The following is an 18,846-nucleotide window of genomic DNA, read 5'->3' as shown; positions in this document are numbered from 1 at the left end:
CGGCCCCAGCGGCTATGGTCCCGGGCTGTTCTGTCGTACCGGATTGCCTCATGTCACCACGCAAAGCCCTTCCCACCGCCCTGGCCCTGGGCCTGACCCTCGCCGCCGGTGCTCACGCCGACGAAGGCATGTGGATGCCGACCCAGCTGCCGGAACTGGCCAAGCCGCTCCAGGCCGCAGGCTTCAAGGGCAATCCGGCCGACCTGGCCAACGTGACGGCACCGCCGCTGAGTGCCGTGGTGCGTGCCGGTGGTGGCACCGGCTCCTTCGTGTCCTCCGACGGCCTGCTGCTCACCAACCACCACGTGGCGATGGGCGTGATCCAGTACAACAGCTCGCCCGAGCACGACCTCATCAACGGTGGCTTCATCGCCAAGGACCGCGCCGACGAGCGCCCGGCCAACCCGGACTTCCGCGTGCTGGTCACCGTCGGCTTCGACAAGGTGACCGACCAGGTGCTGGCGCAGGCCCGTGGCAAGACCGGCCGCGCCTACTTCGATGCGGTTGATGCGGCCAGCAAGCAGATCGTGGCCGAGTGCGAGAAGGACGGCAGCGTGCGCTGCTCGGTGGCCAACATGTACTACGGCACCGATTTCTATCGCATCGCCCAGCTGGAACTGAGCGACGTGCGCCTGGTGTACGCGCCGCCGCGCGCGATCGGCAACTACGGCGACGAGATCGACAACTTCATGTGGCCGCGCCACACCGGCGACTTCACCCTGCTGCGCGCCTATGTCGGCAAGGACGGCAAGCCGGCCGCCTACAGCAAGGACAACGTGCCCTACCAGGCACCGGCGCACCTGCAGATGTCGGTGGAAGGCCCGAAGGAAGGCGACTACGCGATGCTGGCCGGTTACCCGGGCATCACCTATCGCCACCGTACCGCCGCCGAATTCGCCGGCCAGATCGATGCCGTGCTGCCGCGCCGCGTGTCGGTGTTCCAGCAGATGATCGACACCATCGAGGCCGCCACCGCCAAGGACGCGCAGGCGCGTACCCGCTATGCCTCGCAGCTGCAGTCGCTGAAGAACAACCGCAAGCGCGCCGCTGGCGAACTGGAAGGCCTGCTGCGCAGCGACGCCAAGGCCCAGCGTGCCGCCGACGAGACCGCGATGCTGGCCGCGACCGACCGCAAGTACCAGGGCGACATCAAGGCGTTGCTGGCCAACCTGTCGCAGGGCGCGGCGGTGGGCGAGCGTGACCTGCTGCTGGACCAGATCGCCGCGCAGAGCCAGCTGCTGCGCTCTGCGCTGCTGCTGGAGCGCCTGCGCATCGAATCGGCCAAGCCTGACGCGCAGCGCGAGAGCGGTTACCAGCAGCGCGACCAGGCGATGATCGAAGGCGTGCTCAAGCAGGTCCAGCGCCGCTACGCGCCGGAGGTCGAGAAGGCCCTGCTGACCACCCTGCTGACCCGCTACCAGCAGCTGCCGGACGCGCAGCGCGTGGCCGAGTTCGACGCGGCCTTCGGCCGCACCCCGCAGCAGCTGGCCACGGCGCTGGACACCCTGTACGCCGGAACCCAGCTGGGCGATGAGGCGCAGCGCCTGTCGCGCTTTGCCGCCGCACGCGAAGGCAAGGCCCTGGCCGCCGATCCGCTGATCGCCGTGGCCGGCCCGCTGGTGGCCGCGCAGCTGCGCATCGAAAACGAGAGCAAGACCCGCGAAGGCGAGCAGCTGCGCCTGCGCCCGGCGTACATGCAGGCGCTGTTCGCCTGGCGTGCCAAGCAGGGCCGCGCGGTGTACCCGGATGCCAACCGCACCCTGCGCATCAGCTACGGCAGGGTCGAGGCACTGCACCCGCGCGATGGCGTGACCTACTCGCCGGTGACCACCGTGGCCGGCATCGTCGAGAAGAACACCAACGCCTATCCGTTCGACGCACCCAAGCCGTTGCTGGCCGCGATCGCCAAGGGTGACTTCGGCAGCACTGCCGACCCGGCGCTGAAGACCCAGACGGTCAACTTCCTGACCAACCTGGACACCACCGGCGGCAACTCCGGCTCGCCGGTGCTCAACGCCAAGGGCGAACTGATCGGCCTGAACTTCGACAGCAACTGGGAATCGGTCAGCGCCAGCTGGTGGTTCGACCCGCGCTACAAGCGCGCCGTGCACGTGGACATGCGCTACCTGCGCTGGCTGCTGGCCAAGGTCTACCCGGCACCCGAGCTGCTGAAGGAAATGGGCGTACCGGCCCAGTAAACCGGTACCTGGCAGGCGCCCACCGCTTCCTGGTGGGTGCCCATTGATTCCCGGTAGGTGCCCACTGTCAGTGGGCACGGATGTCCCCGCCACGACCAACGGTCGTGACCCACCAGACGGACCAATGGTCGTGACCCACCGCCATGACCTACCCGCACGACCAGCGGTCGTGATCTACTGACCCCTGTCCTGACGGAAACGCACGCGTGGTCTCCAGCTGGATCCTGCTGCTGGTCTCGGTTGCCTATGCCGCGCTGCTGTTCGGCGTGGCGTGGTGGGGCGACCGTCGGCCGATGTACCCCGACCGGCCCTGGCTGCGGCCGGTCGTCTACAGCCTGGCGCTGGCGGTGTACTGCTCGTCGTGGACCTTCTACGGCGCGGTCGGCACTGCCGTGCGCAATGGCGTGGGCTACCTGCCGATCTACATCGGCCCGCTGCTGCTGCTGTTGTTCGGCTGGCGCATCATCGAGCGCCTGGCGCTGATCGCACGCAGCCAGAACGTGGTCTCCATCGCCGATTTCATCTCCTCGCGCTTCGGTCGCTCGCGGCGGCTGGCGGCGCTGGTGGCGATCATCGCGCTGATCGGCATCATTCCGTACCTGGCGTTGCAGTACAAAGCGGTGGCGATGAGCCTGCAGGTGCTGACCAGCAACACCGGCCCGACCGGGTTCTTCACCGACCCGGCGCTATACGTGGCATTGCTGATGGCGCTGTTCGCCACCCTGTTCGGTACCCGCCAGGTCGATGCCACCGAGCACCACCACGGCATGATGCTGGCGATTGCCTTTGAATCGGTGATCAAGCTGCTGGCGATGCTGGCGGTGGGCGTGTTCGCCTACCTGTGGCTGAGCAACCGCACCGACGCGGTGGTCGAGTCGGTGCATACGCTGTTCACCGGCCTGCCGCCGGTCGGCTTCATCTCGCAGACCCTGCTCAGTTTCCTCGCCATCATCTGCCTGCCGCGCCAGTTCCACGTGGCCGTGGTCGAGTGCGGTGACGTGCGCGACGTGCGCCGCGCGCGCTGGATGTTCGGCGGTTACCTGGTGCTGATCTCGGGCATGGTGCTGCCGATCGCCACCGCCGGCGTGACCCTGTTCGGCACCGGCGGCAGCGTCGCCGACGACTCGATGGTGCTGGCGCTGCCGTTGGCCGAAGGCCGCAATGCGCTGGCGCTGATCGCCTACGTGGGCGGCTTCTCGGCGGCCACCGGCATGGTCATCGTCTCGTCCATCGCGCTGGCGACCATGGTCAGCAATGATCTGGTGATGCCGGTACTGCTGCGTCGGAGCGGTGACCACCAGGAAGCCGCTGACGTCGCCTCGCGCGTGTTGTGGATCCGCCGCCTGGCGATCCTGCTGCTGGCGCTGATGGCCTACAGCTACTACCGCACCAGCAGCAACGACAGCACGCTGGCCTCGTACGGCCTGATGGCGTTCGCAGCGGTGGCGCAATTCGCGCCCGGCCTGATCGGCGGCCTGTACTGGCGCGGTGCCAGCCGGCGCGGCGTCGAAGTGGGCATGCTGCTGGGCTTTGCCACCTGGCTGTACACCCTGCTGCTGCCGGCGATGACCATGGCCGGCTGGGTCGACGCCGCCTGGGTGCAGCACGGCCCGTTCGGCATCGAGTGGCTGCGTCCGCAGCAGCTGTTCGGCATGTCCGGCTGGGATCCGCTGACCCACGGCACGTTCTGGTCGCTGCTGGTCAACGCGGCGACGATGATGCTGGTGTCCGCGCGCTGGCGCCCCGGTGTGGACGAGCGGCTGCGCGCCGCGCCGTTCCTCGACCCGTATGCCGAGCGCCCGTCGGTGGCCGGTGGCTGGCCCGGCCACGTGCATGTGGGCGACCTGCTGGCACTGGCCTCGCGCGTGGTCGGAGAGCGCCACGCGCGGCGTTCGTTTTTCGAGCAGGCACAGTCGCTGGGGCGCGAGCTTCAGTCCTCGGCGCCTGCGGACCGCCCCTGGGTACAATTCACCGAACGGCTGCTGGCCGCCTCGATTGGTGCGGCATCGGCGCGCCTGCTGCTCACCAGCCTGCTGCGTGGCTCGGGCATGGACCTGGGTGAAGTGGTGGCGGTACTGGACGAAGCCGGGCAGGAACTGCGCTTCAACCGCGAGATCCTGTCGACCACGCTGGAGAACATCAGCGCCGGGGTCAGCGTAGTCGACCCGGACATGCGCCTGACCGCGTGGAACCGCCGCTACCAGGACATGTTCGGTTACCCCGACGGCATGCTCTACGTGGGCCGCCCGGTGGCCGACCTGATCCGCTACAACGCCGAGCGCGGCGAGCTGGGCGAGGGCGATATCGAAGTGCAGATCAACCGCCGCATCGGCTACATGCGCGCCGGTTCGCCGCACGTGTTCGAGCGCACCCGCAGCGACGGCAAGGTGATCGAGATGCGCGGCCAGGCGCTGCCCGGCGGCGGCTACGTGACCAGCTACAACGACATCACCGACTACAAGCACGCCGAAAAGGCGCTGCTTGAAGCCAACGAGACGCTGGAACAGCGCGTCGCCGAGCGCTCGCATGAGGCCGAGGTCGCACAGCAGTCGAAGACGCGCTTCCTGGCGGCGATCAGCCACGACGTGCTGCAGCCGCTGAACGCCGCGCGCCTGTTTGCGTCCGCGCTGCGCGACAGCGATCACGTGAGCGACGAGCAGAAGCATCTGGCCGAACGCGTAGACGCGTCGCTGCGTGCGGCTGAGGAGCTGCTCGATGGCCTGCTGGACGTGTCACGGCTGGATGCGGGTGGCCTGCACCCGGTGATCGGCGAATTCGACGTGAGTGCGTTGATGCGCGAACTGGCGGCGCAGTACACGCCGGTCGCCGCCGGTCGTGGCCTGCGCCTGGACCTGTTCGCGCGCCCGGCGTGGGTACGCAGTGATCGCCGCCTGCTGCGCCGCGTGCTGCAGAATTTCCTGGCCAACGCGTTGCGCTACACCCGCCAGGGGCGCATCGTGCTGGCGGTGCGCCATCGTGGCGACGAAGTGGAGCTGCAGGTATGGGATACCGGTCCCGGCATTCCCGAGCACCACATGCGGCAGATCTTCGATGAGTTCCACCGTTACCAGCAGCCGTTCGACTGGGGCGAGCAGGGTCTGGGGCTGGGCCTGTCGATCTGCCAGCGCATCTCGCGCCTGCTTGACCATCGCCTCAATGCGCGCAGCCGCGTCGGCAGCGGCTCGATGTTCTCGATCATCCTGCCACGGGTTGCGCCCTTGCCCGGCTACACCGAGCCTGCCAAGGCGACCCAGGCCGTGGCCACACCGGTGCGCAGCGATTCGCTGGCGGGCCTACGGGTGCTGTGCGTGGACAACGACGAGGAAATCCTCGACGGCATGCGCGCGCTGCTCGGCCGCTGGCAGGTGCAGGTGATCACCGCCGCCACCGTCGACCAGGCACTGGAGAAGATCGCCGAGCGCCCGCAGGTGATGCTGGTGGACTACCACCTGCATGACCGCATGGACGGCCTTGATGCGCTGGTGGCGCTGCGCGAGGCGGCCGGCTATCCGCTGCCGGGTGCGCTGCTGACCGCCGATGGCCGCGACGAGCTGAAGCGGATGGCGCGCGAGCGTGGCTACCGCGTGCTGACCAAGCCGATCAAGCCGGCCTCGCTGCGCGCCTTCCTCGGCGCGCTGCGCGACGCCGGCAATAGCGACGCCTGATTGGCAACTGTAGAGCCGAGCCCATGCTCGGCTCCCCCACGCAGTGCGGGGCTGATATAGCCATCGCTATACAAACCAGCCCTGCCTGCGCGTTTCGCTGGAAATGCGCCACGCGCGAATCGCGATGCTAAGCTTCGCGTCCCCTTGGGGAGTAGCCGGATTCCTTCGCAGGAATCGTCCACGTCAACATACTCGGCCAGTGCGCCGTGGCGTGGACAACCATGATGGTTGGCGAGACCAGCGGCCCGCGCGCGCAACGTCAGGTTGGGCGCGAGCGCAGGCCGTGCGTCCGTCCTAGCCCGACCTCAGCCGCTGTCCATGTCCCCCATTTCGATCCTCCTGATCGGCTTTGCCATGTCCACCGATGCCTTCGCTGCGGCGATCGGCAAGGGTGCGGCCATGCGCAAGCCGGTGTTCCGCGATGCACTGCGGGCCGGCATCATCTTCGGCGTCATCGAGGCGATCACGCCCATCATCGGCTGGTTGCTCGGCCGTGCCGCCCTGCAGTACGTGGAAGCATTCGACCACTGGATCGCCTTCGGCCTGCTCGGTGCGCTGGGCATCCACATGATCTACAACGGCCTGCGCCCGGACAGTGCCGAGGAAGACGAAGACCCTTCGCAGCACCACGGCTTCTGGAAGCTGGCGCTGACCGGTTTCGCCACCAGCATCGACGCGATGGCCGTGGGCATCGGCCTGGCCTTCATGGACGTGCATATCGGCGTGATGGCGGCGGTCATCGGTCTGTGCACGCTGACGATGGTCACCGTCGGCATCATGCTCGGCCGCGTGCTGGGCAGCATGGTCGGCAAGCGTGCCGAGATCATCGGCGGCGTGATCCTGATGATCATCGGCGCGACGATCCTGTACGAACACCTGCACGGCGTGGGGTAAGCAGGGAAATCTGTAGAGCCGAGCCCACGCTCGGCTGCTTTGCATGGCAGCCGAGCATGGACTCGGCTCTACATCAGGGTGTTGGCTGACAAGCATTGCGGTGTTGCACTGATGGAGAGGCTGTCACGCGTGCCATAGCGTCTTCGCATGGCCAGTCCCGCACTCCGTTATGGTCGTTGGTCGCATACCGGCAATGTCTATGCCCTTACGACGGTGACGCATGCGCGTCGTCCCTGGTTCAGTGACAAGGGCAACGTCGATCTTCTGATCGAAGCGCTGCGCACAGTCGAGCAAACCGGTCGTACCTTCTCCCTGGCCTGGGTGATCATGCCGGACCACCTGCATTGGTTGATCGAGCTGCGTACGGGCACGCTGGCCGGCTGCATGCAGATCCTGAAGTCCCGGAGTGGAAGATCCATCGCCAGGCGCGCTGATGCCAACGCGCCGATCTGGCAGCCGGGATACTACGACCATGCGCTGCGCGGCGATGAGTGCCTGCGCACGCAGGCGATGTACATCGCGGCCAATCCCGTGCGTGCTGGACTGGCCACGCGCATCGGGGAATACCCCTATGTGTGGAGTCGATGGTTGCTTGAGGAGTGATTGGTATTGAGGCAAAGAGCAGCCGAGCGTGGGCTCGGCTCTACAGGGGCATCATGACGTCTGTAGAGCCGAGCCCATGCTCGGCTCCGCAGTCCGTCACCTTCAGTCTTCTTCCGGCGGCAGTACGATGGCGTCGTCGTCGATGGCCAGCTTGCCGGCCATCAGCACGGCCTGGGTGCGGTTGGTTACGCCCAGCTTGCGCAGGATGGCGGTGACGTGGGCCTTGATCGTCGCTTCGGAGACGTTGAGGTCGTAGGCGATCTGCTTGTTCAAGCGCCCGGCGCCCAGCATCTGCAGCACGCGGAACTGCTGCGGGGTCAGCTCGCGCAGGCGCTGGCCGACTTCGCGTTCTTCGCTGCCGGTAGGCGGCACGTTGTGCGCTTCCGGCGGTGCCCAGGTCTCGCCATCGAGGATGGCGCCCAGCGCATGGCCGATGGTGTCCGAATCCGCAGACTTCGGAATGAAGCCCAGCGCACCGTGGTCGAGCGCGCGGCGCATCACCGTGGCTTCTTCGCGTGCGGACACCACCACCACCGGCAGGTGCGGGTGCAGCGAGCGCATGTGCACCAGCGCGTTGAAACCCTGCGCACCGGGCATATTGAGGTCCATCAGGACCAGGTCGGCGTCGTTGTGCTGGTCGGCCAGTGCATACAACGCTTCCACGCTGTCGGCCTCGAACAGCTGCACGCCGGGGATGACCCGCTGCACGGCCCCACGCAGGGCCTCGCGGAACAGCGGGTGGTCATCGGCAATCAGGAGGGTGGTCATGGTCGGGGGGAACCGTGGGGGAAAGCAGATGGGGTCAGAGCCCTTTCCTTGCCGAAAGGGATCCGACCCCGGGTCGTACGTCAGCGCACCTTGCGCTCGTCCACCAGCGACGCCACCACCGACGGATCGGCCAGGGTCGAGGTGTCGCCAAGCTGGTCCGGCGCGTTCTCGGCAATCTTGCGCAGGATGCGGCGCATGATCTTGCCCGAGCGGGTCTTCGGCAGGCCCGGCGCCCACTGCAGGTGGTCCGGCGTGGCGATCGGGCCGATCTCCTTGCGCACCCAGGCGATCAGTTCCTTGTGCAGTTCATCGCTCGGTGCCTCTTCGGCCACCAGGGTGACGTAGGCGTAGATGCCCTGGCCCTTGACGTCGTGCGGGAAGCCGACCACGGCCGCCTCGGCCACCTTCGGGTGCGAGACCAGCGCGCTTTCCACTTCGGCGGTGCCGATGCGGTGGCCGGACACGTTGATCACATCGTCTACGCGGCCGGTGATCCAGTAGTAGCCGTCCTCGTCGCGGCGGCAACCGTCGCCGGTGAAGTAGCTGCCCGGGTAGGTGCGGAAATACGTATCGATGAAGCGCTGGTGGTCGCCGTAGACCGTGCGCATCTGGCCCGGCCAGGAATCACGGATGATCAGGTTGCCCTCGGTCGGGCCGTCCTGGATCTCGCCATCGGCATTGACCAGCGCCGGCTGCACGCCGAAGAAGGGCAGGGTGGCCGAACCGGGCTTGAGGTCCATCGCGCCGGCCAGCGGCGAGATCAGGATGCCGCCGGTCTCGGTCTGCCACCAGGTATCGACGATCGGGCAGCGGCTGTCGCCGACCACCTCGTAGTACCAGCGCCAGGCCTCCGGGTTGATCGGCTCGCCCACGCTGCCGAGCAGGCGCAGCGACGCGCGCGAGGTCTTCTTCACCGGCTCCTCGCCCTCGCGCATCAGCGCACGGATGGCGGTCGGGGCGGTGTAGAAGATGCTCACCTTGTGCTTGTCGATGACGTTCCAGAAGCGCGAGGTGTCCGGATAGTTCGGCACGCCTTCGAACATCAGCGAGGTCGCACCGTTGGCCAGTGGCCCGTACACGATGTAGCTGTGGCCGGTGACCCAGCCGACGTCGGCGGTGCACCAGTAGATGTCGTCCTCGCGCAGGTCGAACACCGCTTCATGGGTGTAGGCCGCATACAGCAGGTAGCCGCCGGTGGTGTGCAGCACACCCTTCGGCTTGCCGGTGGAACCGGAGGTGTAGAGGATGAACAACGGGTCTTCCGCGTTCATGCGTTCCGGTTCGCAGGTGGACGGCTGGCTGTCCACCACATCGTGGAACCAGCGGTCGCGCGGGGCCTGCATGTCCACGGCACCGCCGGTGTGGCGCACCACCAGCACGGTTTCCACGGTATTGGTGCCCGGCAGCTTCAGCGCGGCATCGACGTTGGCCTTCAGCGGAATCCTGCGGCCACCGCGCAGGCCTTCGTCGGCGGTGATGATCAGCTTGCTCTGGCAGTCGCTGACACGGTCGGCGATCGAGTTCGGCGCGAAGCCACCGAACACCACCGAGTGGATCGCACCGATGCGCGCGCAGGCCAGCATGGCCACCGCGGCGTCGACGATCATCGGCAGGTAGATGGTGACCCGGTCGCCCTTCTTGACGCCGAGGTTGCGCAGCGCGTTGCCGAGGCGGCAGGTGCGCTCGTACAGCTCGCGATAGGTCACATGCTGGGCCGGTGCATCCGGGCCGTCCGGCTCGAACAGCAGGGCGGTCTTGTCGCCGCGCGTTTCCAGCTGGCGATCCAGGCAGTTCACGCTGGCATTGAGCTCGCCATCCTCGAACCACTTGATGCGGAAGTCGGACAGGTCATAGCTGACGTTCTTGATCTTCGTCGGCTTGCGCATCCATTGCAGGCGCTCGGCGGCCTTGCCCCAGAATCCATCCGGATCGGCCACCGACGCCTGGTACTGCTGTTCATAGGTCTTCTTGTCGATGCGTGCCTTGGCGGCGAACTGCGGATCGACGGGGTAGATATCAGCCATGGCACCCTCACTTGCACGTTGACTTTGTATGTGCGGTCGCAGCATTGCAACGACCGATCCCCCTCAGTTTGCCCCATCCACCCCCGGCCGCGTCACCACCCTGGTTAGACCATGGTCGAAAGTGAGCGCCTTGCAGGCCCGGGTTCGACCAATGGCGAATAGCCGCTATACATAATCGCCCCGCAGTCTCGGCTCGACCGTGCCCCACGCGCGGCATCACCTTGCCACTTGGGAGAGAGGGCAACATGAGCCACCGTACGTTGAAAGCCGTGCGCACACCTTTGGCGGCCTGCCTGCTGGTCGCCCTGGTCGCACCGGGCATGGCGTTCGCAGAGACCGCCAAAGAGAAGGCACTGGAAGCACGCGTTGCCGAACTGGAACGCCAGGTCCAGCTGCTGCTGTCTTCGCAGCAACAACAACAGACCCAGATCAGCCAGACCCAGCAGGCCGTGACCGAAGTGCGCACGGTGCAGGCCGAGCAGAAGCCGGTCGCACAGGTGCCGGCCGGCAAGCAGCCGATCCAGGTCACCACCCTCACCCCGGGCGCCGCGCCGGGCACCACGGTCAAGATCGGCGGCTTCATCAAGGCCGACTTCCTGGCCACCCAGACCAGCGATGGCCAGCTGGCCGACGACGCCACCGGCCGTTCGCTGTACCTGCCGGGCCAGACCCCGGTCGAAGGCGCTGGCGGCAGCGGCAAGCGCTCGGGCACCGATTTCAACGCCCATGCCAAGTTCTCGCGCTTCAACCTGGGCATCGACAACGTCAGCGAATCGGGCAACAAGGCCGGTGCGTTCTTCGAGATGGACTTCTTCGGCAACTCGCTGGGCAACCAGACCGCCACCAACACCTACGGCGTGACCCTGCGCCACGCTTACATGTACTGGAACAACTGGCTGGCCGGCCAGACCTGGTCCAACTTCATGGACGCGGCCGCACTGCCCGAAGCGGTCGACTTCGTCGGCCCCACCGACGGCGTGATCTTCGTGCGCCAGGCGCAGGTGCGCTACACCCAGGGCGGCTTCAGTGTCGCACTGGAAAACCCGGAAACCACCACCCTCACCGGCACCCGCAACCCGGTCACCGGTGCCTGGACCAACGCCAGCGCCAACTCCGACCGTGGCAGCCTGCCCGACCTGACCCTGCGCTATGGCTGGAAGGGCGACTGGGGCACCTTCGGCGTCGGCGGCATCGTCCGTCAGCTGAAGGTCGACAACCAGGCCACCGGCGCGAAGGCCGACAAGGTGGCCGGCGGCCTGACCCTGGGCGGCAAGTGGGTGATGGGTGACAGCGATTCGCTGCACTACCAGCTGACCGGCGGCGAAGGCATCGCCCGCTACATCGGCCTGGGCATCACCGCCGACAGCGCCTACGACGTGGCCCGCGATGAGCTCAACCCGACCGGCGTGCTGGCCGGCTACGTCGGCTGGCGGCATGCGTTCTCGCCGAAGCTGCGCACCAACCTGATCTACGCGCGCAGCGACTACGACAACGACAGCATCCTCGGCCCGCTGGTGACCAAGAGCGTGCAGAGCGTCCGCGGCAACATCTTCTATTCACCGCTGCCCAAGGTCGATATCGGCGCCGAGCTGATGTATGGCCGTCGCGAAGTGGAGAACGGCAACAAGGGTGACATCACCCGGTTGCAGTTCACCACGAAGTACAGCTTCTAAGAGCGTGCCGGCCAGCGGCCGGCACCTACCGAGATGGGGTGCCGGCCAAGGTCGGCATCTACCGAATTGAGTGCCGACCAACGGTCGGCACCCACCAACAACGATTGCTTCGGAGGGGAAGCGTCCCATGTCCAGTACACCCAGCACCGCACATAAAGCGGGCACCCTGACCAAGGGCCACAAGAAGGTCATCTTCGCCTCGAGCCTCGGCACGGTCTTCGAGTGGTATGACTTCTTCCTGTACGGCTCGCTCGCGGCCATCATCGCCAAGCAGTTCTTCAGTGGCGTCAATGAAACCACGGGCATGATCTTCGCCCTGCTGGCGTTCGCCGCCGGCTTCTTCGTGCGTCCGTTCGGCGCGGCCTTCTTCGGCAGCCTCGGCGACCGCATCGGCCGCAAGTACACCTTCCTGGTCACCATCCTGATCATGGGCATCTCGACCTTCCTGGTCGGCGTGCTGCCCAACTACGCCTCGATCGGGTTTGCCGCACCGGTGATCCTGATCATCCTGCGCCTGGCCCAGGGCCTGGCGATGGGCGGCGAGTACGGCGGTGCCGCCACCTACGTGGCCGAGCACGCGCCGGACGACAAGCGCGGCCTGTACACCAGCTTCATCCAGTGCACCGCCACGCTCGGCCTGTTCATGTCGCTGCTGATCATCCTGGCCTGCCGTTACTTCCTGGGCAATGAAGCCTTCGAAGCCTGGGGCTGGCGCATTCCGTTCCTGGTCTCGATCCTGCTGCTGGGTGTCTCAGTGTGGATCCGCCTGCAGCTGAGCGAGTCGCCGCTGTTCCAGCAGATGAAGTCCGAGGGCAAGGGTTCCAAGACCCCGTTCCGTGACAGCCTGAAGGGCGGCAACCTGAAGCTGATGCTGCTGGTCCTGCTCGGTGCGGCGGCGGGTCAGGCGGTGGTCTGGTATGGCGGCCAGTTCTACGCGCTGTTCTTCCTCAGCAGCATGCTGAAGGTCGATGCCACCACCTCCTACCTGCTGATCGCGGCCGCGCTGGCGTTGGGCGTACCGTTCTTCATCTTCTTCGGCTGGCTGTCCGACCGTATCGGCCGCAAGAAGATCATCCTGGCCGGCTGCCTGCTGGCCGCCGTCACCTACATCCCGATCTTCAAGGGCCTGACCCACTTCGCCAATCCGGCCATCGAAGAAGCCCGCAGCAGCTCGCCGGCCCTGGTCGTGGCCGACCCGGCTACCTGCTCGTTCCAGTTCGATCCGGTGGGCCTGCGCAAGTTCACCAGCTCCTGCGACGTGGCCACCGCCGCGCTGACCAAGGCCGGTGTGCCGTACGACGTGCAGCCCGCCGCCGCCGGCTCGCTGGCGATGGTGAACGTGGGCAGCGCCAGTGTCACCTCGTATGAGGCCGCCGGCCTGACCAAGGAAGACGGCAAGGCCAAGGCCGATGCGTTCGGTGCGGAACTGAAGACCGCCCTGACCGCCGCCGGCTACCCGGCCAAGGCCGATGGTGCACGCATCAACATTGCCGGCACGGTGTTCATGCTGTGGCTGCTGGTGCTGTACGTGACCATGGTCTACGGCCCGATCGCTGCCTACCTGGTGGAACTGTTCCCGACCCGCATCCGCTACACCTCGATGTCGCTGCCGTACCACATCGGCAACGGCTGGTTCGGTGGCTTCCTGCCGGCGATCTCCTTCGCGCTGGTGGCCGGTACCGGCAACCTGTACTACGGCCTGTGGTACCCCATCATCATCGCGCTGATGTCGGTGGTGATCGGCGGCCTGTTCCTGCGCGAAACCAAGGACGTGGATATCACCAAATAACCGGCGTGCCGACCAACGGTCGGCACCCACCGGGTTTCAGGGGCCGTGGTGCAGATCGCGGCCTTTTTGTTTGTGGGGTGGCGACTGGGGTCGGAACCCTTTCGCGCGCGAATGGGCTCCGACCCCGGTCGCAGGACGTGCTACTCCGGGCATCCATCGCTCTGCTCAAACTGCCGCCTTGAAAACGCTTCGATGCAGAACCGACGCTGCGCGCTCTCATCGCCTGCCTGGCGGATCTGCCTGCGCAACTGGTCGGCTCCCGGGCAACGCGCAGCGCGAGCGACAACGAGGTTGCATACAGGAACAAATGGGAGGTGCACCTGATTGCGAGGGATGTTTAGCCTCTTGTTCCAGGCTTCGAACGGAAAGAGCAAGTGCAACAGCCCGTCCACTGCTTCATCTTTGCGTGGCCGCGTGAGGGCGACATCCGGTGAGTCCTTGAGCAACATCTCATAGGCATCTAGAAAGCGACGGCCATGACCATCGTGTTCTGCCGGCGTCTCTGCCCGCCGCAAGGCCGCGTAGTAGGAAAAAAGGTGCTCTGCATCAGGTGCGCTGCAGGTGACGTCACGTGGCAGCGATTGCGCGTCATCGGGCTCTGTTGGCTTGCATGAGATGCGGTTCAGTCGCTCCTCCAATGCAGCCAGCACCCGATCGATGGTGGCGCCAGAGGTGGGCTCGCCGTCCAGCTCGCCTACAAGCGACGCCAGGCTGTCGCCCACCATCGGGACATACTCTCGCTCTTTGTTCAGCGCGATGGAGGACCGGGCCGGCCGGGGAGCGGTCGACTCTGCGGTCAGAGACAGTACCGCGGCCATAGCAAGCCCTACCATCATCGATTGCATATCAGATCGCCGATGGAATCAGGTTGCAGGGCGATGGAGCACCGCCTGATCGCCTTGTGGCCCCTTCGCGAGGGAGTGAATTCCATTTCTACATCCAGACGATCATCGTGGAAATCGAGGGTCTTGAATTCGACCAAGGCGAAGTCGCGATCAAATCGGGTCTCGCCGAGAGAACAGATGGTCCGTTCGCGCAGGAAGACGCCTGGATGACCGGGTTTCAGGTACTGGATCGTCAGGCACGGATTGTCTGCTGTCAGCACGTATCTGACCAGGAGATTCCCTGCCCCTCGCAGTTCCGCATTGGTGACCTTCGAATAGTCGATGGGGTGCTCGGTGGCCTTACTGGTGTTGCTGAGCAGAGCAACACCAATAGCAAGCATCAAAGCTGGGGGAGTCAGCAGCCGATTCAACACACCAGATCTCCGATGGTGCCATTTCGTATCGGCACTGAGCAGGTTCGTACATCATCAAAATCAAAGTTGGGAGGAGCATGTATGATTTCGACTTTCAGGCTCAGATGATCTGCTTTGAACTGAACTTCCGTGATTCCGACGTAACTGAAATCACTCGAGAATCTCTTTCCCCCGATCGAGCAGATTTCCTTATGGCGGATGAGCGTGTCCAACGAAGCAGATTTGAAGATCTGAATCGTGAAGCACGGGGAACCTGAGACATCAAGAAATCGCACCCAAAGTCCCTGCATTTTTGAGATCTTGGCGTTGACGACCCGGGCGTAATCAATGGGTGGACTTGCTGCGACCGTGGTTGCAGTAATCAGAACCCAGCCAGCCAAGCATGCGGAGATAATTCGCATTTTCCCATCATCTGGTTTTGGAGAATCATTAGCCTGAGGCGGGTGAACCAGCATGGCCATGAAGAAAGTACGAAATTGCACATGTCCTTACTATTCTTGGATCGGATGACGTTATTGAACACATCCCGGCCAATGAGGCCATGCGCCACCGCGTGAAGGTTGGCATGCGAGCCAAGCACGGCTCGACCCTACAATCGGCCCATGACCACCCTTACTCCGGCCGATCTCCCCGCCATCCTGCACACCCTGCGCAGCGCGTGGCAGTCGCAGCGCCCTTCGCTCGACCAGCGCGAGCACGACCTGCGCCGCCTGCGCGAGGCGCTGAAGCCACGCCTGGACGAGATGGCCCAGGCCATCGCCGAGGACTTCGGCCACCGCGCCCACACCGAATCGAAACTGGCCGATGGCATGAGCGTGCTGTCGGCCATCGACCACCTGCGCCGCCACCTGCGGCGCTGGTCGAAGCCGCAGCGGGTGGGGGCGGGCTGGCGACTGTGGCCGGCGCGCGCGCAGCTGCGGCCGACGCCGTTGGGTGTGGTCGGGGTGATCTCGCCCTGGAATTACCCGGTCACGCTGGCACTGGTGCCACTGGCCACCGCCATCGCCGCGGGCAACCATGTGCTGCTGAAGCCGTCTGAACACACGCCGCGCACCAGCGCGTTCCTGGCCGATCTGCTGGCCAGTGTGTTCCCGCCCGATCGCGTGACGGTGGTGCAGGGCGGGGCAGACGTGGCCTCCGCGGTGTCCTCGCTGCCGCTGGACCATCTGTTGTTCACCGGCTCGACGGCTGTTGGCCGCAAGGTGATGGCCGCCGCCGCCGAGCATCTGGTGCCGGTCACCTTGGAACTAGGCGGCAAGTCGCCGGCGATTGTCTGTCGCGATTTCCCGCTGGATAAAGCCGCAGCGCGGCTCGCCACCGGCAAGTGGTTCAACGCTGGCCAGACCTGCATCGCGCCGGATTACGTGCTGATCGATACCGCGCGCCAGCGCGAGTTCGTGCAGGCGCTGCAGCAGCAGGTGCGCGAGCGCTATGGCGACTTCAGCGATGCCGACGACTACACGCGCATCATCAACGACAGCCAGTACCGGCGCCTGCAGGGCTATCTGGCGCAGGCGCGCGAGTGCGGCGTGCCGGTCATTTCGCTGGCGCAGGTGGATGAGGCGCGCGCCGACCGCGAGCGCCTGCTGGTGCCGACCGTGGTGCTGGACCCGCCGGACGACCTGGATCTGATGCGCGAGGAGATCTTCGGGCCGATCCTGCCGGTGCGGGCCTATCCGGACCTGGATGCCGCGCTGGCCGACGTGCTGTCGCGTGACCGCCCGCTGGCGCTGTACCCCTTCAGCCAGGACCGCGCGACGGTGGAACGCATCCTCGACCAGGTGGTGGCCGGCGGGGTGACCGTGAATGACACCCTGCTGCATTTCGCCGCCGATGGCCTGCCGTTTGGCGGGGTGGGGGCCAGTGGCATGGGCGCGTACCACGGCCGGGCAGGGTTCGACGCCATGAGCAAGCTGCTGCCGGTGCTGTGGCAGTCACGCTGGGCGGCCAGTGACCGGCTGCGCCCGCCGTATTCGAAGATTGCGGGGTTGTTGAAGCTGCTGCTGCGGTGAACCCAGGCAGGGCGTGGCTCTGCTGAATCAGGGCCCGGCCCGATTCTTCTGTAGAGCCGAGCCCACGCTCGGCTGCTCCTGGCTGGGTGCCGATCAATGCAGCCGAGCGTGGGCTCGGCTCTACACGGGAATCCGGCCCGAGCCCCATCCCGGCCACCCGGGTAGAATGCCCGCATGAAGATCGCCTCGTGGAACGTCAATTCGCTCAATGTCCGCCTGCCGCACCTGGAGCAGTGGCTCAGGGAGTTCGGCCCGGACATCGTCGGCATCCAGGAAACCAAGCTGGAGGACCACAAGTTCCCCGACTCTGCGCTGATCGCCGCCGGCTACCGCAGCGTGTTCGCCGGCCAGAAGACCTACAACGGCGTGGCGCTGCTGTCGCGTGAGCCTGCACAGGACGTGCAGATCGGCATTCCCGGCTTCGAGGACGAGCAGAAGCGCGTCATCGCCGGCACCTTCGGTGACCTGCGGGTGATCAACCTGTACGTGGTCAACGGCCAGGACATCGGCACCGACAAATACGACTACAAGCTGCGCTGGCTGGAGGCGGTGCATGCCTGGATCGCCGAAGAACTGCAGCGGCACCCGAAGCTGATCGTGATGGGGGACTTCAACATTGCCCCGGACGCACGCGACGTGCACGACCCGGAGGTGTGGAACGACAACCACATCCTGACCTCCACCGCCGAGCGCGGCGCGCTCAACAAGCTGCTGCAGCTGGGGCTGCACGATGGCTTCCGCCTGCACAACGACGAGGCGGGTACCTTCAGCTGGTGGGATTACCGCGCCGCCGGCTTCCGCCGCAACCTGGGCCTGCGCATCGACCTGACCCTGGTTTCCGATGCGCTGAAGAGCGGTGCGGTGGCTTCGGGCATCGACCGCGAGCCGCGCACCTGGGATCGTCCGAGCGACCATGCGCCGGCGTGGGTGCAGTTGGGTTGAGTTGGGGTAGCGCCGGGCCATGCCCGGCGAGCGCAGCGGCGGCAGGGTGACGCCGGGCATGGCCCGGCGCTACCCCTCAGATCACCGTATGCTCTTGCGGGTGAACAGGTTGACGATCGCCAGCAGGATCACCGCACCGATCAGAGAGAACAGGAAGGTTCGAATGGTGATCGCTTCGTTGATGCCACCGCCGAACAGCCAGCCGGAAATCAGCGCGCCGACGATGCCGACCACGATGTTGAGGATGATGCCCTGCTGGGCATCGCGCTTCATGATGATGCTGGCCAGCCAGCCTACGATGCCGCCGACGATCAGCCAGATGATGATGCCCATGATCGAACCTCCGGTGGGAAACTGTGACCAGTTGACGCGCACGGCTGTGAACCCGTCGTGCAATTGCGTGATGGGCGCGTGCGGATGAGCCTGCCAGCCACCCTCGACGGCCCCTGGCGCTTCGGCCCCGTGACGGTCTGGCGCTGCCCGCACGTGCCGGGCCAGCGCGGTGAACCGCAGGCCCGGCAGGTACTGGCGCAGGCGCTGGGCACCGATCCGCAGACGCTGCCACTGGTCCGTGACGACAAGGGCCGGCCGGAGCTGAGCGGCCCGTTGGCCCACTACGGGACCGGCTGGAGCCACAGCGGTGAGGTGCTGCTGGTGGCGCTGGGCGAAGGCGTGCGGCTGGGCGTGGACCTGGAACTGCTGCGGCCGCGGCCTCGTCTTCTGGAAATCGTGCGGCGCTTCTTCCACCCGCAGGAGGTGGCCTGGCTGGAACGCCTGGACGAGGCCGACCGCGAGCACTGGTTCTTCCGCGCGTGGTGCGTCAAGGAGGCGATCCTGAAGGCGCACGGCCAGGGCATCTCGTTCGGCCTGCACCGCCTGCAGCTGGCGCCGGGGGCCGATGGCGCCCTGCACCTGCGCTGGTGCGACCTGGAACTGGGCGAGGCCGCGCGCTGGCACCTGCACGAATGGCAGGCCAGCGGCCAGTTCCGTGCGGCGTTGGCCTGGTATCCGCACTGAAGC

General features: G+C 66.1%; 15 protein-coding genes and 1 riboswitch. Of the genes, 9 read left to right on the top strand and 6 right to left on the bottom strand.

Annotated elements, in window-relative coordinates:
* Positions 1–50 precede the first annotated feature (50 nt).
* The 4 genes from AC5P9W_RS03695 to AC5P9W_RS03680 all read left to right on the top strand — a co-directional run bounded on the left by AC5P9W_RS03695 (position 51) and on the right by AC5P9W_RS03680 (position 7,360).
* Positions 51–2,198 carry a S46 family peptidase gene (locus AC5P9W_RS03695; protein ID WP_197576100.1) on the top strand — a complete coding sequence of 716 codons (2,148 nt, stop codon included), beginning with the start codon at positions 51–53 and terminating at the stop codon, positions 2,196–2,198.
* A gap of 206 nt (positions 2,199–2,404) precedes the next feature.
* Positions 2,405–5,863, top strand: coding sequence for a hybrid sensor histidine kinase/response regulator (locus AC5P9W_RS03690; RefSeq protein ID WP_495218818.1), 3,459 nt, complete (start codon positions 2,405–2,407; stop codon positions 5,861–5,863).
* Between the two features lie 140 nt (positions 5,864–6,003).
* Positions 6,004–6,093: riboswitch (yybP-ykoY riboswitch) on the top strand.
* 88 nt (positions 6,094–6,181) lie between these two features.
* A complete protein-coding gene (locus tag AC5P9W_RS03685) occupies positions 6,182–6,757 on the top strand; it encodes a manganese efflux pump MntP (RefSeq protein ID WP_111098073.1) in 576 nt (191 codons plus the stop codon).
* A 147-nt stretch (positions 6,758–6,904) separates the two neighbouring features.
* The gene (locus AC5P9W_RS03680) at positions 6,905–7,360 is read left to right on the top strand and encodes an REP-associated tyrosine transposase (RefSeq protein ID WP_134735316.1); all 456 of its coding nucleotides are present in this window, start codon (positions 6,905–6,907) and stop codon (positions 7,358–7,360) included.
* 102 nt (positions 7,361–7,462) lie between these two features.
* Here the strand turns inward: AC5P9W_RS03680 and AC5P9W_RS03675 are convergent, their stop codons facing one another.
* Both AC5P9W_RS03675 and acs read right to left on the bottom strand, forming a co-directional pair.
* Positions 7,463–8,128 (bottom strand): response regulator transcription factor, encoded by a 666-nt coding sequence (locus tag AC5P9W_RS03675; protein ID WP_111098071.1) that lies wholly within the window; start codon positions 8,126–8,128, stop codon positions 7,463–7,465.
* A gap of 80 nt (positions 8,129–8,208) precedes the next feature.
* The gene (gene acs / locus AC5P9W_RS03670) at positions 8,209–10,152 is read right to left on the bottom strand and encodes an acetate--CoA ligase (protein WP_180876313.1); all 1,944 of its coding nucleotides are present in this window, start codon (positions 10,150–10,152) and stop codon (positions 8,209–8,211) included.
* 245 nt (positions 10,153–10,397) lie between these two features.
* On the opposite strand from acs, the gene AC5P9W_RS03665 reads away from it, so the two are divergent.
* Positions 10,398–11,825, top strand: coding sequence for a DcaP family trimeric outer membrane transporter (locus tag AC5P9W_RS03665; RefSeq protein WP_058979243.1), 1,428 nt, complete (start codon positions 10,398–10,400; stop codon positions 11,823–11,825).
* Positions 11,826–11,952: 127 nt separating this feature from the next.
* Positions 11,953–13,614 (top strand): MFS transporter, encoded by a 1,662-nt coding sequence (locus tag AC5P9W_RS03660; RefSeq protein ID WP_279938706.1) that lies wholly within the window; start codon positions 11,953–11,955, stop codon positions 13,612–13,614.
* A 140-nt stretch (positions 13,615–13,754) separates the two neighbouring features.
* Here AC5P9W_RS03660 and AC5P9W_RS03655 read toward each other — a convergent pair whose 3' ends face one another.
* From AC5P9W_RS03655 to AC5P9W_RS03645, 3 genes are read right to left on the bottom strand one after another with little or no spacing between them, the layout of a single operon-like run.
* Positions 13,755–14,432 (bottom strand): hypothetical protein, encoded by a 678-nt coding sequence (locus AC5P9W_RS03655; protein ID WP_164194057.1) that lies wholly within the window; start codon positions 14,430–14,432, stop codon positions 13,755–13,757.
* A gap of 14 nt (positions 14,433–14,446) precedes the next feature.
* A complete protein-coding gene (locus AC5P9W_RS03650) occupies positions 14,447–14,869 on the bottom strand; it encodes a hypothetical protein (RefSeq protein ID WP_164194059.1) in 423 nt (140 codons plus the stop codon).
* Positions 14,866–15,333, bottom strand: coding sequence for a hypothetical protein (locus AC5P9W_RS03645; RefSeq protein ID WP_164194061.1), 468 nt, complete (start codon positions 15,331–15,333; stop codon positions 14,866–14,868). The genes AC5P9W_RS03650 and AC5P9W_RS03645 overlap by 4 nt, the downstream gene beginning before the upstream one ends.
* 141 nt (positions 15,334–15,474) lie before the next feature.
* Between AC5P9W_RS03645 and AC5P9W_RS03640 the strand changes: the two genes are divergently transcribed.
* Both AC5P9W_RS03640 and xth read left to right on the top strand, forming a co-directional pair.
* Positions 15,475–16,884, top strand: coding sequence for a coniferyl aldehyde dehydrogenase (locus AC5P9W_RS03640; protein WP_329866832.1), 1,410 nt, complete (start codon positions 15,475–15,477; stop codon positions 16,882–16,884).
* A 174-nt stretch (positions 16,885–17,058) separates the two neighbouring features.
* Entirely contained in the window at positions 17,059–17,826 is a 768-nt protein-coding gene (xth, locus tag AC5P9W_RS03635; RefSeq protein WP_021203533.1) for an exodeoxyribonuclease III, read from the top strand.
* A gap of 81 nt (positions 17,827–17,907) precedes the next feature.
* Here xth and AC5P9W_RS03630 read toward each other — a convergent pair whose 3' ends face one another.
* Positions 17,908–18,159 (bottom strand): GlsB/YeaQ/YmgE family stress response membrane protein, encoded by a 252-nt coding sequence (locus AC5P9W_RS03630; RefSeq protein ID WP_005411656.1) that lies wholly within the window; start codon positions 18,157–18,159, stop codon positions 17,908–17,910.
* Between the two features lie 84 nt (positions 18,160–18,243).
* Between AC5P9W_RS03630 and AC5P9W_RS03625 the strand changes: the two genes are divergently transcribed.
* Positions 18,244–18,843 (top strand): 4'-phosphopantetheinyl transferase family protein, encoded by a 600-nt coding sequence (locus AC5P9W_RS03625; protein WP_021203532.1) that lies wholly within the window; start codon positions 18,244–18,246, stop codon positions 18,841–18,843.
* The last annotated feature ends 3 nt before the right edge of the window (positions 18,844–18,846 follow it).

Source organism: Stenotrophomonas sp. YJH_SMC_33, from assembly GCF_059372295.1.
This window is presented reverse-complemented; position numbering and strand designations above follow the sequence as displayed.